At 59.6% G+C, this 15791-nt stretch carries 11 protein-coding genes; 8 read left to right on the plus strand and 3 right to left on the minus strand.

All coding sequences use genetic code 11. From position 1 onward, the window contains the following. The first annotated feature begins 92 nt into the window (after positions 1 to 92). Both K3G63_RS07165 and K3G63_RS07170 read left to right on the plus strand, forming a co-directional pair. Positions 93 to 2564: a M1 family metallopeptidase gene (locus K3G63_RS07165; RefSeq protein ID WP_220613370.1), complete on the plus strand. Its 2472-nt coding sequence runs from the start codon at positions 93 to 95 to the stop codon at positions 2562 to 2564. A 191-nt stretch (positions 2565 to 2755) separates the two neighbouring features. Further along, positions 2756 to 3610, plus strand: coding sequence for a transporter (locus K3G63_RS07170; protein ID WP_220613371.1), 855 nt, complete (start codon positions 2756 to 2758; stop codon positions 3608 to 3610). A 232-nt stretch (positions 3611 to 3842) separates the two neighbouring features. Here K3G63_RS07170 and K3G63_RS07175 read toward each other — a convergent pair whose 3' ends face one another. Beyond that, on the minus strand, positions 3843 to 5174 hold the full coding sequence (locus K3G63_RS07175; RefSeq protein WP_220613372.1) for a M20/M25/M40 family metallo-hydrolase: 1332 nt from the start codon (positions 5172 to 5174) through the stop codon (positions 3843 to 3845). 144 nt (positions 5175 to 5318) lie between these two features. Here K3G63_RS07175 and K3G63_RS07180 point away from each other — a divergent pair, with 144 nt between their 5' ends. Continuing rightward, on the plus strand, positions 5319 to 5723 hold the full coding sequence (locus K3G63_RS07180) for an META domain-containing protein (RefSeq protein WP_220613373.1): 405 nt from the start codon (positions 5319 to 5321) through the stop codon (positions 5721 to 5723). A gap of 65 nt (positions 5724 to 5788) precedes the next feature. On the opposite strand, the gene K3G63_RS07185 is transcribed toward K3G63_RS07180, so the two are convergent. Next, complete coding sequence (locus tag K3G63_RS07185) at positions 5789 to 6526, minus strand: hypothetical protein (RefSeq protein WP_220613374.1); 738 nt, start codon at positions 6524 to 6526, stop codon at positions 5789 to 5791. A gap of 63 nt (positions 6527 to 6589) precedes the next feature. Continuing rightward, the gene (locus tag K3G63_RS07190) at positions 6590 to 10039 is read right to left on the minus strand and encodes a pyruvate carboxylase (protein ID WP_220613375.1); all 3450 of its coding nucleotides are present in this window, start codon (positions 10037 to 10039) and stop codon (positions 6590 to 6592) included. A 201-nt stretch (positions 10040 to 10240) separates the two neighbouring features. Here K3G63_RS07190 and K3G63_RS07195 point away from each other — a divergent pair, with 201 nt between their 5' ends. The 5 genes from K3G63_RS07195 to K3G63_RS07215 all read left to right on the plus strand — a co-directional run bounded on the left by K3G63_RS07195 (position 10241) and on the right by K3G63_RS07215 (position 15698). Continuing rightward, on the plus strand, positions 10241 to 10954 hold the full coding sequence (locus K3G63_RS07195) for an SDR family NAD(P)-dependent oxidoreductase (protein WP_220613376.1): 714 nt from the start codon (positions 10241 to 10243) through the stop codon (positions 10952 to 10954). Between the two features lie 99 nt (positions 10955 to 11053). After that, complete coding sequence (locus K3G63_RS07200) at positions 11054 to 12376, plus strand: deoxyribodipyrimidine photo-lyase (protein WP_220613377.1); 1323 nt, start codon at positions 11054 to 11056, stop codon at positions 12374 to 12376. A 243-nt stretch (positions 12377 to 12619) separates the two neighbouring features. Further along, a complete protein-coding gene (locus K3G63_RS07205) occupies positions 12620 to 13255 on the plus strand; it encodes a TetR family transcriptional regulator C-terminal domain-containing protein (RefSeq protein WP_220613378.1) in 636 nt (211 codons plus the stop codon). 135 nt (positions 13256 to 13390) lie between these two features. After that, positions 13391 to 14704: an AarF/ABC1/UbiB kinase family protein gene (locus tag K3G63_RS07210; protein ID WP_220613379.1), complete on the plus strand. Its 1314-nt coding sequence runs from the start codon at positions 13391 to 13393 to the stop codon at positions 14702 to 14704. Between the two features lie 133 nt (positions 14705 to 14837). Continuing rightward, entirely contained in the window at positions 14838 to 15698 is an 861-nt protein-coding gene (locus K3G63_RS07215) for a dienelactone hydrolase family protein (RefSeq protein ID WP_259404293.1), read from the plus strand. The last annotated feature ends 93 nt before the right edge of the window (positions 15699 to 15791 follow it).

Below are 15791 nucleotides of genomic sequence, written 5' to 3' on the forward strand. Positions count from 1 at the left end.
TACTAGTCCGGCCAGCGTGCAACCAGGCCGCCAAACGGCGCATCTGTGCGGAAATGTTTGCAACTAGCAGCCCAATTCTTGCTTCTTATTTCATGACGAAAGCTTTCCTGCTGAGCCTCGGCCTGCTGGGTGCCGCCCCGGCCCTGGCCCAGTCGCCGATGGCCCGGCCCGACTCCGCCGCTACCCTCCCCTACCGCGAAACGGTCCGCAAAGTCAATGCTCTGGTGCACACCAAGCTGGATGTGCGCTTCGACTATACCAAGCGCCAACTGTTGGGGCGCGAATGGGTCACCTTGCAGCCCGTAGCCTACGCCACCGACTCGTTGCGCCTCGACGCCAAAGGCATGGACATCAAATCGGTGACCATGGTAAATGGCACCGACACCAAAACGCTGAAGTTCGACTACAACCAGGAGCAGATGCTGGTGCACCTGGATAAGCTCTATACGCCGGGCCAGCAGTACACCGTGTACATTGAGTACGTAGCCAAGCCCGACGAGCTGAAAACCAAAGGCAGCCAGGCCATTACCGACGCCAAAGGCCTCTACTTCATCAACCCCGACAGCACCGAGGCCGGCAAGCCCCGCCAGATCTGGACCCAGGGCGAGACGGAAGCCTCCTCGGCGTGGTTCCCCACCATCGACAAGCCCAACCAGAAGACGACGGCCGAAATCAGCATGACGGTGCCGGCCCGCTACGTTACGCTCAGCAACGGGGCCCTGACCAGCCAGAAAAACAACCCCGACGGCACCCGCACCGACACCTGGAAGCAGGAGCTGCCCCACTCGCCCTACCTCTTCATGATGGCCGTGGGCGACTTCAAGATTACCAAGGATACCTGGCGGGGCAAGGAAGTAAGCTACTACCTCGAACCCAAGTACGCGCCCTTCGCCAAGCAGATTTTCGGCAACACGCCCGAAATGCTGGAGTTTTTCTCCCAGCGCCTGGGCGTGGACTACGCCTGGAATAAGTACGCCCAGGTAGTGGTGCGCGACTACGTAAGCGGGGCCATGGAAAACACCTCGGCCACCCTGCACGGCGAGTTTTTGCAGAAAGACGCCCGCGAGCTGCTCGACGCTGAGTACGCCAACGGCGAGTCGGTTATTGCCCACGAGCTGTTCCACCAGTGGTTCGGCGACCTGGTAACGGCCGAAAGCTGGAGCAACCTGACGGTAAATGAGTCCTTTGCCGACTTCTCGGAAGCCTTGTGGGCCGAGTACAAGTACGGCCAGGATGCCGGCGACGCCCACGCCTACATGAACATGCGCAACTACCTGCGCAGCCCCCAGGATGCCCAGAAGCACCTCGTGCGCTTCCACTACGCCGACAAGGAGGACATGTTTGATTTGGTGAGCTACCAGAAAGGCGGCCAGATCCTGAACATGCTGCGCAACTACCTCACCGACGACGTGTTCTTCGCCGGCCTGAAAAAGTACCTCACCGACAACAAGTTCGGCAACGGCGAAGCGCATCAGCTGCGCCTGGCCCTGGAAGCAGTATCGGGTCAGGATCTGAACTGGTTTTTCAATCAGTGGTATTTCAACTCCGGCCACCCGGTAGTTACCATCGACTACGCCTACGACGCCGGCCGCAAGGAGCAGACGGTTACCATCAAGCAAACCCAGCCCGGCCAGGTGTTTCAGCTGCCCATGGCCGTAGATGTGTACGTGAACGGCAAGGCCCAGCGCCACCAGGTAGTGATGCGCCAGGCCACCCAAACGTTCCGCTTCCCGGCCGCCAGCAAGCCTAATTTGGTAAACGTGGATGCCGATAAGGTGCTGCTCTGGCAGAAAACCGACAATAAGCCCTTCGCCGAGTACGCTTACCAGTACAAGAATGCCCCGCGCTTCGTGGACCGCCGCGAGGCCGTAGCGGCCGCCGCTCAGCTACCTCCTACCGATGCGGCAGCCCGCCAGCTTCTGCTCTCCGCCCTCAGCGACAAGTACGCCGGCCTGCGCCTCTCGGCCCTCTCGGGCTTGAAGCTCGATGATAAGGCCGTGCAGAAAGCCGCCGCGCCAGCTATCCGCAAACAGTTGGCCCAAGAGAAAAATACTAATAACCAAGCAGCCTTGCTGCTGGCGTTGGGTGAACTAAAGGATAAAAAAGACCAGAAGGCTTACACGCAAGCTCTCAATAGCCAGTCATACGCGGTGCAAGGGGCTGCTTTGCAAGGCCTGGCGAGTGTGCAGCCCCAACAGGCGCTGACCCGCGCCCAGGCGTTGCAAAAAGATGCTCGCGGTGGCTTGGTTACTGCAGTAGCTGCCGTGTACGCTGAGCACGGCGATGCTGGCACCTGGGTTTATGTACGTGACCAGTTTGATGCAGCTGGCACCCAGGAGAAGTTTCAGATGCTGGGGAGCCTGGTGAGCCTCATCTCGCGCCTACCTGATGCCACTGTGCTCAGCGAAGGGGTAGAGCGCCTGCAAAAGCTGGCCGTGCAGTACAAAAAATATGGCTTTGATGAGCCTATTCTGGCCATGCTGGATAAGATTCAGCAAAATAAGCCGGCCGACCAGAAAGCTACGGTGCAGGCGGCTATGCAGGCTATCAAACAGGCCCAGTAAACCCACGTATTTTCTTGTTTTTTTCAAAAAGGCTGGAATATTTTTTCCAGCCTTTTGCTTGTCCTCTTTTCCGGCCTGCTGGGCTTGTTTGGCTAATTTCCGGGACTTATGTTTCACACGTAAATTTCCAGGTAGGGTTACAGCATCTTAAGAAAATCGAACTATTCCGGCGCGGCTGGCGTCGGGAGAGCATGCGAAAGACCACTCTGCTGACCGCTGGCGCCCTGCTTCTCGCCGGCCCGGCCTGCACCCTGGCCCAAACCACTGACCCCAACCTCGGCAATGAAGAGTCGCCCTTTGTGCGCCTCATTCGCCCCGATCGGCCGGGCCAGACCATCACCACCAACATGCTCTATCCGGGCCAGTTTCAGCTCGAAACCGGCCTTACCCGCTACGACGGGGGTAGCAGCACGGGCTACGCCGGTCGCACGGCCTGGGGCAATACCCTACGAGTGGGCTTTTTCAACCACATTGAGCTACGGGCCACCCAAAATTACCTGCTCACGCCCGCTACCCGCACTTTTTCTCCGGAAGGTACTCCGGCTCCTTCGTTCGGCGGCCCCGCCGGATTTGCGCCCCTCAACGTAGGAGCCAAGTTTCTGGCCTCTACCGTCCAGAATGCTCGCTCTCAGGTGGTGGTGCTTTTCGATATGAACCTGCGCAACGGCGACGCCAGCTTCCAGAACAAGCAGTTTGAGCCGGGCGCGCGCCTGCTCATCTCGCAGCAACTAGGGCAGCGGTTTGGCCTGGAAGGCAACCTGGGTTTTCGGCAGCAGGGTTTCAAGGCTGAAGGCACTAAGCAAGGCCAGTACCTGACGACCCTCGCCCTTAATGGCCCCCTCACTGCCAACAATCACGTCGGCTTTTTCGCCGAAACCTACGCCACCTGGCAGCGTCAGCAGGGCTGGAAGCCGGGCCTCACCTCCGGCGTTTACTTCCGCCCTACCCCCGGCCTGCGCCTGGACGTTACGGCAGCTCACGGCCTGACGCCCGCCGCCGGCGGCTTCAACGTAGGAGCCGGCTTGAGCATGCGCCTGGGCAAGTGAGCTAGTGAAGGAGTGACTGAGTGAGTTGCCGTGCTGTCGTGAGTGGCAAGGAGGCACGACGAAGCCATCCGTATTGGCCAACATGCTACCCCGTGAAATGTAACAAGCCCTTGACGCATGGTAGCGTCAAGGGCTTGTTACGTTAGTAAACTATGAGCAAAGGGGAGGACGGATGGTTTCGTGCCTCGTTATGACTTACCTCATTCAGTCACTCACTTACTCATTCACCGGATTACTGCTTCACCGATTCTGGCGCGATGCGCGTGGGGGTTTGCTGGCCGCTGATGATACCGGCGGCGCTACGCCCGATGGCGGTAATAACGTTGGTCATGTTGGTGAGGTCCAGGCTGTCCACTTCGTCGTCCACGCTGTGGTAGCGTTTGTCGTCCGGAATCTGGTCGGTGCTGATGGTGTGGGCGGGTACGCCCAGGCGGGCCAGGGTGGCGTTATCAGAGCGGTAGAACAGGTTTTGCTCGGGGTAGGGGTCGGGCTCGAAGCGGAAAGTAGTACCCTTGGCCCCTTCCTGCAGTATTTTGCCAAAGTCCGACTTATCAAAGCCCGTAATGAAGGCCGAATTCGGGCCGAACTTCGCCTCCTTGCCAATCATTTCGATGTTGAACATAGCTACCACCTGCTTGGGGTCGAGCTGCTGGGAGAAGTAGCGCGCGCCGAAACCACCAATTTCCTCGGCCACAAACGCCACGAAAAGCAGGGAGCGGGCGTTGTCGTTTTTCTTCTTGAAGTACTCGGCCAGCGCCACTACGGCCGAAGTGCCGCTGGCGTCGTCGTCGGCACCGTTGGCAATGGAGTCGCCCTGCACGGCCGGCAGAATCCCGATGTGGTCGTAGTGGCCGCTGAACACCACCTGCTCGGCTGCGTGGGCTTTGTTTTTACCCGGCAGCATCCCTACAATGTTGCGCAGCTCCACTGTTCGGATGGTGGTAGTAGCCGTCACACGTACCTTTAGGGGCGCAGGTGGGGTAGCGCCCAGCACAAACAGGGTAGTAAACGGCGCCGGCTTTTCGGGCCGCAGCCCGCCCCGCTGCAGGTAGCCGGCCAGCCGCGTAAAGGCCGTAGCCTGAGTTGGATCAACGAACACAATGGTGTTTTCGCGGGGCTCCAGCAAAGGGCGTACTTCGCGCAGCAGGTTGCCACCGGCGGCAATGGTCACGATACGCGGCGCGGGTCCTTCTTCCGTCCAGTTCAGCTGTTCCTGGCCTGATACCAGCAGCAGCTTATCGGGGCTGAGGGTGGTACCGTTGATGGATACGGCAGCCGCGGCGGTGCGCACGTCGTAGGTAGAGAAGCTTTGTTCGAACCCTTTCAGGCCCGGCAGAGGCTTTAACCCGATGCGTTTAAACTCCGCCGCCAGAAACTGGGCCGCTTTTTGCCCACCCGGCTTACCCGAAGCCCGGCCCTGCATATCATCGGCGGCCAGCGCCCGTACTACTCGCTCTACGGTAGCGGGGGCTACGCTAGCTTTGGTGCTGGCACTCGGCTTTTTCTGACCCAGTGCGGCGTGCGCACTGTAAAGTAAAAAGGAGAGTAAAAGAATGTTTCTCATGGCCCAAAGTAGCCATTTTGTTTTATCCATAGGTACACCCTCCCTACCCTTCCACGTTCACTGAAAGCACGTATGCTTCGATCTGCTGTATCTCCTGCCCTGCTGGGCTGCGTTGGTTTGCTGCTTTTTTCTTGCCAGGCTCACATGGTTCCTTCTGCTACTACCCCCACCCCAGCTGCCTCCGCTGCCACGACTGCCTCGGCAGCATTGCGTGGCACGCATTGGGTTTTGCGCCGGCTTGACGGCCAGAGCGTTACCCCTACCTCCGGCAACGAAGTATACCTGCAGCTCAGCGCTACTGAACAGCAAGCTGAAGGCCAGGCGGGCTGCAACCGTTTCCGCGGCGGCTTCACGCTGCCGGCGGAAAGCCAGCTGCAGTTTGGGCCGCTACTGTCCACCAAAATGGCTTGCCCCGATTTGGCCACCGAAACGGCTTTCCTCGCGGCCCTGCGCACTACTCGCAGCTACCGCATCAGCGCCGATACGCTTTACCTGCACGGAGAATCAACTTCCACGGCGCTGGCCACCCTGCAGGCGCAAAGGCCCTAAAAATCGGTGCGGGCTACTCCAGCATCTGCTGGAGTAGCCCGCACCGATTTTTAGGGCCTTAAATTTTACTTATCGGCCGCCGCCAACACAGCGGCCCACTCCGCATCAGTCTTGGCCGAGGAAGATTTGGGGGCAGCTTTCAGGGCGCTGGCCAGTTCGGGCGCCGCTGCCTGCATGGCCTTAAGGGTGAGCTTCACCGGCTCCACGGAGCCATCGGGGCGGCGCAGATAGTAGGTAGGCTTGTCCTCTATTTCATCGTAGCGCCGGTCAGTACTGTAGGCCCCCTGGTAGTCGGCTTTGCGCAGGGCTTTACCGTAGCGTTTCAGCAGCGCGTACTTGCCTTGGTGCAAAACCTCCACGTACTCAGCCCGCTGGGCAGGCACGGGTGCCTCAGTAAACCGCCGAAAAGTGCGTTTGCGGGTACCCACGAGGGTCGATTCTTCCAGCTCAAAGCTGGCCAATAGCCGGTCATCCAGCTGCAGAGAGTCGTTAGGCCGGTTCACAGGACGCATGAGCAGCCGCTGGTTGAGCACGTCATACTTCAAGGGTACGGGCGCCAGCGGCACGTTGTTGGTCATGCGCAGGCGGGCCGGCAGCCACCGGTTGTCGGCGTAGGGCGAGCCTTTGGTAGCCTCCGACCCACCACGCGGCACCACCGTAGGGGAGCCGCTTACCAGCGCATTGAGGTTGGCCTGGGCGGCGGCGCCTACCTGCTCGATGTTCGGCTGCTGGGCGTGTGCCGTTTCAACGGCGGCCACGGGCAATGCCAGCGCCAGCAGGATTGTGGAAAAACGAAATGACATGGACACGAAGAAAAGAGGGAGAGTTCTTTTCCCTAAGCTACTGGTTAGCCGTCATATTTCCACCTAGTCCAGCGTCAAGACCAAATCGTCGGCATTGACGAGGGTGCCTTCGGGCAGGTTTACGGCCTGCACGGTGGTGTCGTCCTGAGCCGTGATGGTGGTTTCCATCTTCATGGCTTCGATGATGAACAGGGGTGAATTCTTGCGCACCTGCTGCCCCGACTCGACCAGCACTTTGGAGAGCAGGCCTTGCAAAGGAGCCCCGATCTGCTTCTGATTGGCCTTGTCGATTTTCGGGTTCTGTACCTTCTTCACCTCCACCGAGTTGTCGCGGATTTCCAGGTTGCGACCCTGGCCGTTGAGGGTGAAGAACAGGGTGCGGCAGCCGTCTTCGTTTACCGGCCCCACGCTCTGCAAGCCCACGATAACGCTCTTGCCGCGGGCAATGTTGATGATGGTTTCCTCGCCCAACTGTAGGCCGTAGAAGAACACCGGGGTAGGTACCACCGATACGTCGCCGTACTGCTGCTGGTGCTGCCAGTATTGCTCGAACACCTTGGGGTAGAGCAGCCAGGACAGCACATCGGTGAACTTGCCCCGCTGCCCGAACTTTTCCTCGAAGCGCTGCCATTCCTGGTCGAAGTTGATGGGCGCGAGGTGCTCGTTGGGCCGGTCAGTGAAGGGCTGCTCGTCTTTCAGAATGGCTTTCTGCACCTGCTGGGGCCAGCCACCTTCGGGCTGCCCGATGTCGCCGCGGAACAGTTCCCGCACCGATTCGGGGAAGTTCAGCGTGGGGCCTTTTTCCAGCACATCGGCCGTGGTCAGGTTGTTGGAGACCAGGAACAGGGCCATGTCGCCGACCACCTTCGAGGAAGGCGTCACCTTCACAATGTCGCCGAACAGTTGGTTTACATCAGCAAACGTGTGCTTGATGGTTTCGAACTTATCCAGCAGGCCCAGGGCCGCCGCCTGGGGCCGCAGGTTGGAGTACTGTCCGCCCGGAATTTCGTGCTGGAACACCTCCGAGGTTCCCGCCTTCAGGCCCGATTCGAAGGGGTAGTACTGTTCGCGCACCGTGTCCCAGTAGTTGCTGAACTCGTTGAGTGACTCCTGTTCGAACTCGCGGTGGCGCTCCTGCCCCCGCAGCATTTCCACGATGGAGTTGAAGTTGGGCTGGGAAGTCAGGCCTGAGAGGCTACCTAGGGCCACGTCAATTACATCGACGCCGGCCTCTACGGCTTTCAGATAGGTAGCAGCCTGCAAACTGCTGGTGTCGTGAGTGTGCAAGTGAATGGGCAGGCTGATGGTGTCGCGCAGGGCGGTAATCAGCTCGGTGGCGGCGTAGGGCTTCAAGAGGCCCGCCATGTCCTTGATGCAGAGGATGTGGGCGCCGGCCTCCTCAATCTGCTTGGCCAGGCGCAGGTAGTAGTCCAAGTTGTACTTCTGGTTGCGCTTGGGGTCCAGAATGTCGCCGGTGTAGCAGATGGCAGCTTCGGCCAAGCGGTCCGTTTTGTTGCGCACGAAGCCAATGCAGGCTTCCATGCCGGGCATCCAGTTCAGGGAATCGAAGATGCGGAACACGTCGATGCCGGTTTCGGCGGCCTGCTGCACGAAGCGTTCGGTGAGGTTGTCGGGGTAGGCTTTGTAGCCCACCCCGTTGGCCCCCCGGATGAGCATCTGGAGTAAGATGTTGGGCACGGCGGCACGCAGCTTAGCCAGCCGTTCCCAGGGGTCCTCATGCAGAAAGCGCAGGGCCACATCGAAGGTAGCGCCGCCCCAGCACTCCAGGGAAAAGGTTTGCGGATGCTGGCGGGCGTAGCGGTCGGCCACTTTCAGCATGTCGTAGGTACGCATGCGGGTAGCCAGCAGGCTCTGGTGGGCGTCGCGCAGAGTCGTGTCGGTGTAGTGAATCTGCTTCTCCTGACGCAGCCACTGGGCAAAGCCGTCGGGGCCCAGCTCCGTGAGCTTTTGCTTGGTGCCGGGGGGCGGCGGTGTTGTCAGGTCGGCTTCCGGCAGCAGGGGCTTACGCGGCTCGCGCTTGGAGTCCACTTGGCCCTTCACGTCGGGGTTGCCGTTCACGATGACGTTGCCGAGGAAGTTAAGGACTTTGGTAGCGCGGTCCTGGCGGGTTTTGAACTTGAACAGCTCGGGATGGTCCTTGATGAAGTCTACGTTGGCCTCGCCGGCCATGAACACGGGGTGGGCAATGATGTTCTGCAGGAACTGGATGTTGGTGCTCACCCCGCGCACCCGGAACTCGTCGAGCGTACGGGCCATCTTGGTGGCGGCACCTTCCAGGGTAGGCGCCTGAGTCGACACCTTCACCAGTAGGGAATCGAAAAACGGTGAAATCCGCACCCCCGTGTACACCGAGCCTTGGTCCAGCCGAATCCCGAAGCCGCCGGCCGAACGGTAGGCCGTGATGGTTCCGTAGTCGGGCTTGAAGTCTTGCTCGGGGTCCTCGGTGGTGATGCGGCACTGAATGGCTACCCCTATTTTGGGCGGCTTTACGTCGGGCCCCAGCCCGATTTCGGGGTCGGTGAGACGGCGGCCATCGGCTACGTGGAGTTGGGTTTTAATCAAATCCACGCCGGTAATCATTTCCGTGACCGTGTGCTCAACCTGAATGCGCGGGTTCACCTCAATAAAGTAAATCCGGTCGTGCTCGGGGTTCACCAGGAATTCCACGGTGCCCACGTTGTTGTAGTTCACGGCCCGGCCCAGGCGCAGCGCGTACTCATATAAGAGGTGGCGCATGTGGTCGGGCAAATTGAGCGAGGGCGCTACCTCTACTACCTTCTGGTACCGCCGCTGCACCGAGCAGTCCCGCTCGTAGAGGTGGGTCAGGCCCCCGTAGTTGTCGGCCACCAGCTGCACCTCAATATGCTTGGGCTGCTCCACAAACTTCTCCAGAAACACCGTGTCGTCGCCGAAGGCTTTCAGAGCTTCGTTGCGGGCCTCGAAGAAGCCTTTTTCCAACTGCTCATCATCCCGAATCACGCGCATGCCCCTACCCCCACCGCCGGCCGCCGCCTTCAGCATCACGGGGTAGCCAATGCGGTGGGCTTCCGTGCGGGCCACCTCGAAGTCGGTGAGGTCCTGCTGGCTGCTTTCGATGATGGGCACCTGGCACTCCACGGCCACTTTCTTGGCCGCCACCTTATCGCCGAGGGCTTCCATGACTTCCGGCCGTGGCCCCACGAAGATGATGCCTTCCTCGCGGCAACGCCGAGCCAGGGTAGCGTTTTCACTCAGGAAGCCATAGCCGGGGTGAATGGCATCGACGCCGTTTTCCTTGGCCGTGCGAATTAGCCCTTCAATGTCGAGGTAGGGCTTCAGCGGCTCATCATCGCGCCCAATCTGGTAGGCTTCGTCGGCTTTGTAGCGGTGCAGGGAATACCGGTCTTCGTAGGTGTAGACAGCAACCGTTGTAATGCCCAACTCGGTAGCGGCGCGCATAACGCGAATGGCAATTTCGCCCCGGTTGGCGACCAGCAGTTTGCGGATGTTCATCGTGGAAAGCGGTGTAAGGAGTAGAAGTGGAAGGCGTGGTGCAAGCTACGGAACGAACACTGGAATATTCAGCGAATTTTTGCTAAAAGTAAAATTTTCGCTGTCATGCACTTTTGTGGCTGTCGCCATAAGAAAGGAAAATATTCCTAAACCTTCATGCCACAGTTCAGTTCTGCTACAACATCTACTCCCTACCTGCGCATGGAATTTGCGAACAAAAACATCCTCCTCGTGGGGGCTTCCTCAGGTATCGGGCTGGCTACGGCTCAGCTGCTTCAAAAGCTGAACGCCAGCCTGTTCACGGCCTCGCGGCACCTGTCTCCGGAGCTTGCTGAGCTGAACACTACCTTCTTAGAGCTGGATGTAACCCAGCCCTTAGGCACTGCCCTCGATGGCTTGCCTGAGGTATTGCACGGGGTAGTGTACTGCCCCGGCAGCATCAAACTGCGTCCCTTCGAACGGATTCCGGCTGATGACTTTCGGGCCGACTTTGAGCTGAACGTACTGGGAGCAGTGCAAATCCTGCAGGCTACTATGAAGCGGCTGAAAAAGGCTAATGGCGCCTCCGTGGTGCTGTTTAGCACCGTGGCCGCCGAAACCGGCATGGCCTTTCACGCTAGCATTGCCACAGCCAAAGCTGCCGTAGAAGGTCTCACCCGCGCTCTGGCCACCGAGTACGCCGCCAGCGGCATCCGGGTCAATGCCGTGGCCCCTTCCCTTACCAATACGCCCCTGGCCGCCGCTCTGCTCAGCACGCCCGAGAAAGTAGAAGCAGGGGCCAAGCGCCACCCCCTGCAGCGCATCGGTGAGCCACAGGACCTAGCGTATATGACGAGCTTCCTACTCTCCGACCACAGCTCCTTTATCACTGGGCAGGTGCACGCTGTAGATGGTGGTATGGGGCGGCTGAAATAAATTTCTGGAATAGCCCGGAATGTTATTTCTACCGGCGCTTCCTACCCGTGCTCTGGACCACAAACCGGCGCTTTAACTTCTACTATCACGCTCAACTCTATGCCGATTACCTTGTTCTGGCACCGGCGCGACCTGCGCCAGCACGATAATGCCGGCCTCGCGGCGGCCCTGCAAAGCGGGCATCCGGTGGTGCCGCTGTTCATCTACGACCGGGAAATTCTGGATTTGCTGCCCTCCCGCCGCGACGCCCGCGTGACCTTTATTTATGACGAAGTAGAGCGCCTGGCCCACCAGACCGAGCAGCAAGGCGGCGCTTTTCTGGCGTTTTTCGGGCGGCCGCTGGAGGTTTTCGAGCAGTTGCTGACCCAGCACGAGGTAGCGGCCATCTACACCAACGAGGACTACGAGCCCTACGCTACCGAGCGGGACACGGCCGTGGCCGAGTTGGCGGCCCGCCATGGGGTAGCGTTTCATGCGCTCAAGGACCAGGTCATTTTCGCTAAGAATGAGCTACTGGGCAAGTCGGGGAAGCCGGCGCGGGTGTTTGGGGCTTACCGCAAGGCCTGGCTAGAAGCTCTGCGCGACGAGGACCTACAGCCCTACCCCTCCGCTGGGCTCTATACCGCCCAGCACCTGGCCCAGTTGCCCCAGGCCCCGCCGCGCCCGACTCTGGAGAGCATGGGGTTCCAGGAGTTTCGACAGGAAGTACCGGCCAACGAGCTGCCGCCCGAGGAGTTGGTGCGCAACTACCACCTTACCCGCGACTCGCCGGGCCGGGTGGACAGCAGCACCCGCCGCTCGGTGCACCTGCGCTTCGGCACTCTGAGCGTGCGGGAGCTAATGCGCCAAGCCCGCGACCTGAACCCCAAGCTGCTGGCCGAGCTCATCTGGCGCGACTACTTCATGATGCTGCTCTGGCACTACCCCTTTATGGCCACCGAAAGCTTCGAGCCCCGCCTGCGCCAGGTGCCCTACCGTAACAACGAGGCGGAGTTTCAGGCGTGGTGCGAAGGCCGCACGGGCTACCCCCTGGTAGATGCTGGCATGCGTGAGCTAAACCAAACCGGCTACATGCCTAACCGGGCCCGGATTGCCGCCGCGGGCTTTCTGGTGAAGCACCTGCTCATCGACTGGCGCTGGGGCGACCGGTACTTCGCCGACAAGCTGCTGGACTACGATATGGCCCAGAACGTGGGTAACTGGCAGTGGATGGCTGGCACCGGGGTAGTGGCCGCCCCCTGGTTTCGGGTGTACAGCCCCCAGAGCCAGCAGGAGCAGTACGACCCTACCTTCGCATATGTGTGGCAATGGGTACCCGAGTTCGGCACCTGCGACTATCCCAAACCCATCGTCGACCACAAGTTTGCCCGGGAGCGGGCCATCGAAACGCTGCGCACCGCTTACCGGGCGGCGGGAGAGTAAAGGGTAATTCTGTTAAGCGAAGTCGTGTTGCTCTAGATGGCTCGCCAGCCATCTGTCATCCTGAGCGGAGCGAAGGACCTCTACCGAGGGTAATTCTGCTTGATTAGCCAAAGGTAGAGGTCCTTCGCTCCGCTCAGGATGACAGTATAATATGATACAGACGTAAATCTGAATTACTCTAACATATCCAACTAAGTACTCATAGCCCAGCAACTTCCTACCCCTTCTGCCGGTTATAAGGGCATGGAAAAGGACCGCATTAAACAAGGCTACCTCGATTACGTGTTGCGCAAGGGTACACCCCCAGCGTCGGTGTTCAAGCTGACCAAAAAGCTGGGCCTGCCGGAGCAGGAATTCTACCGCTACTACGCCAACTTCGACGTGCTCGACAGAGAGCTGTGGGCTGATTTCGGCCGCGAAGCCTACGACATTGCCTCCAAAGAACCGGTGTGGGCAGAGTACGGCGCCCGTGAGAAGCTGCTGGGCTTTTACTACACTCTGCTTGAGGTGCTAAAGCGCAACCGCAGCTTTGCCCTGCAGGCCCTGCGCCGCTCCCTGCACCGGATGCCCGGCCTCACTCCACGCGTGCTCGATGGGTTGCGCCAGGAGTTTGAGGAGTTCGTAACAAATATCCTGCGGGAAGGACGGCAGAGCGGGGAAATTGCTACCCGCCCGCTTATCGAAAACGCTTACCCACGCTTCTTTTGGCAGCAGTTGCTGTTCGTGCTGGGCTTCTTCGCCCGCGACGAGTCCGTGAACTTTGAGCGCACGGATGCCGCCATTGAGAAGGCCGTTACGCTAAGCTTCGATTTAGTGGGCCGCAACACCTTCGATTCGGCCACCGATTTTGTGCGCTTTCTGGTGCAGAGCCGTCGCTAATTAAAAGCCAGTACCTAACACGGCTGGCCCCGTTTTCTTTTCCTTGTTTCATCGGACTGTTGAGGAATTCTTGACTGAGAAGATCCTTTTTCAGTCTGACTTCCTGCCTGCCAGCTATCCACTGGCCGCTTTTCTATGGCTGATTCCGCCGAGAACACCCCGCTCAACTCCCTTCCTACTACTAAAGTCGCCCGGGCGGCCCGTTTCGCCAAAACTGGCCTGAATGTGGGCGCCAACTATGTGAAGCACTACGCCAAGCGCGCCGTGGGGGCCGACAGCTCCACGGCGGACCTGCACCAGGCCAACGCGGCGGAACTCTACGGCGCTCTGAGTGAGATGAAAGGCTCGGTGCTGAAAGTGGCCCAGATGCTGGCCATGGAGAAGAACATTCTGCCCACGGCCTACGCCGAGCAGTTTGCCCAGGCCCAGTACCAGACGCCACCACTGTCGGGGCCGCTGGTGGTGAAGGCGTTTCGGGATGCCTTCGGGAAGTCGCCGTTTGAGGTGTTTGACACCTTTGACCTGAACGCCCGGCAAGCCGCCAGCATTGGGCAGGTGCATCGGGCAGAAAAAGACGGCCGCACCCTGGCCGTGAAGGTGCAGTACCCCGGCGTGGCCGACAGCATCCGCTCCGATATCCGGCTGGTGAAGCCCATTGCCCTGCGCGTATTAGGCCTCGATGAAGCCACCGTGCGCCCTTACATGCAGGAAGTAGAAACCCGGCTGATTGAGGAAACCGACTATGCCCTGGAGCTGCGGCGCGGCCAGCAGATTGCGGCCGCCTGCGCCAGCCTGGCTAATCTGCAGTTCCCTGCGTACTACCCCGAGCTGTCTGCCCAACGCATCCTGACTATGGACTGGCTGCCCGGCCAGCACCTCAAGGAGTTTCTGGCCACCAACCCCAGCCAGGAGGTGCGCAACCAACTGGGCCAGGCCCTCTGGGACTTCTACATGTTCCAGCTGAACACCCTGCTCCAGGTGCACGCCGACCCTCACCCCGGTAACTTCCTGCTACAGTCTGATAACGGGGGCACGGTAGGCGTGCTGGATTTTGGCTGCGTCAAGGAAATTCCGGCCGACGTACACGACCTGTTCACGGCCCTGCTTGCCCCCGAAACCCTAGCTGACGAAACCCGGCTAACCGCTTTGCTGACCGAAGCGGGGGTAGTAAAACCCCAGGACCCGGAAGCGCAACGCACGTTTTACGTACGTACCATGCAGGCATCCTTGGAGCTAGTGGGTCGCCCGTTCCGCCAGCCCACCTTCGACTTCGGCGACCCTGGGTATTTGCAGAGCCTCTACGCCCTCGGCGACGACCTCATGCAGCAGCCCGAGCTACGCCAGCAGCGCGAGCCCCGCGGCTCCGAGCACTTCATCTACCTCAACCGCACTTACGTAGGCCTCTACGCTTTGCTAACCGAACTGCGCGCTTTCGTACGAACGGCTTGAATAGAGTCCGATAACCTGCTTATCATTCCGAAACCAAACGGCTCCGTAGCAGTTTAAGCAGTCCGGCGGCACTTATGTAGTTACATAAGTGCCGCCGGACTGCTTTTTTATTACAATTTCCTTCCCCTCATTCATGAAAAAACTTTGGACTCTTTGTGCCGCGCTGCTAAGCGTGGTGTCCATGGCTTCGGCCCAAACCCTGAGCTGCTGCGCTAAACCCACTGCCGGCCCAAACGCCACCGAGGTATTCGCCATGCTGGCTTCTGATGAAGACTTCTCGGGTGGCCACGATGCGCCCCTACCCTTCACCTACCAAGGAACCGGCGAAATGGTGGAGTTCAAAACCACCGACGGCCAAAGCAGCAAGGCCTTCGAAATCAAGAGCAACATCCGCTCTGATAAGTATCTGTTGGTGATACATGAGTGGTGGGGCCTCAACGACTACATCAAGCAGGAAGCAGCCCGCTTTGCCAAGGAAATGCCCGGCGTTAATGTCATTGCCCTGGACCTATACGACGGCCAGGTAGCCACCGATGCCGACCAGGCTGGCAAGCTCATGCAGGGCGTCAAGACCGAGCGCGCCCAAGCCATCATCAAAGGTGCTTTGCTCTACGCCGGCCCGAAAGCGCAGGTAGCCAGCATTGGGTGGTGCTTCGGCGGGGGCTGGAGCATCCAGACGGCGCTGCTGGCCGGCCCGAAGGCCAAGGGCTGCGTGGCTTACTATGGCATGCCTGAAAAAGACGTAGCGAAGCTCAAAACCCTGAACACCGACGTGCTATTCGTCTTCGCGAAGCAGGACAAGTGGATCAACCAAGAGGTAGTAACCCAGTTCGAAAAGGACATGGCGGCCGCCAAAAAAGGCCTGACAGTGAAAGCCTACGACGCTGACCACGCCTTCGCCAACCCCTCCAACCCCAAGTATAACAAGCCCTTCGCCGAAGACGCTCACGCCGCCTCCGTAGCCTACCTCAAGAAAAACCTCAAACTCAAGTGAACCGCGGATTAAGCGGATTGCGCTGATTTCATTCAGCGTGAGAAAGGCGGCCTGCACAGGTCGCCTTTTTTATGTCCTTCCGAGCGGGAGCGA

It is taken from the genome of Hymenobacter sp. HSC-4F20 (assembly GCF_019599275.1).
GTDB lineage: Bacteria > Bacteroidota > Bacteroidia > Cytophagales > Hymenobacteraceae > Hymenobacter.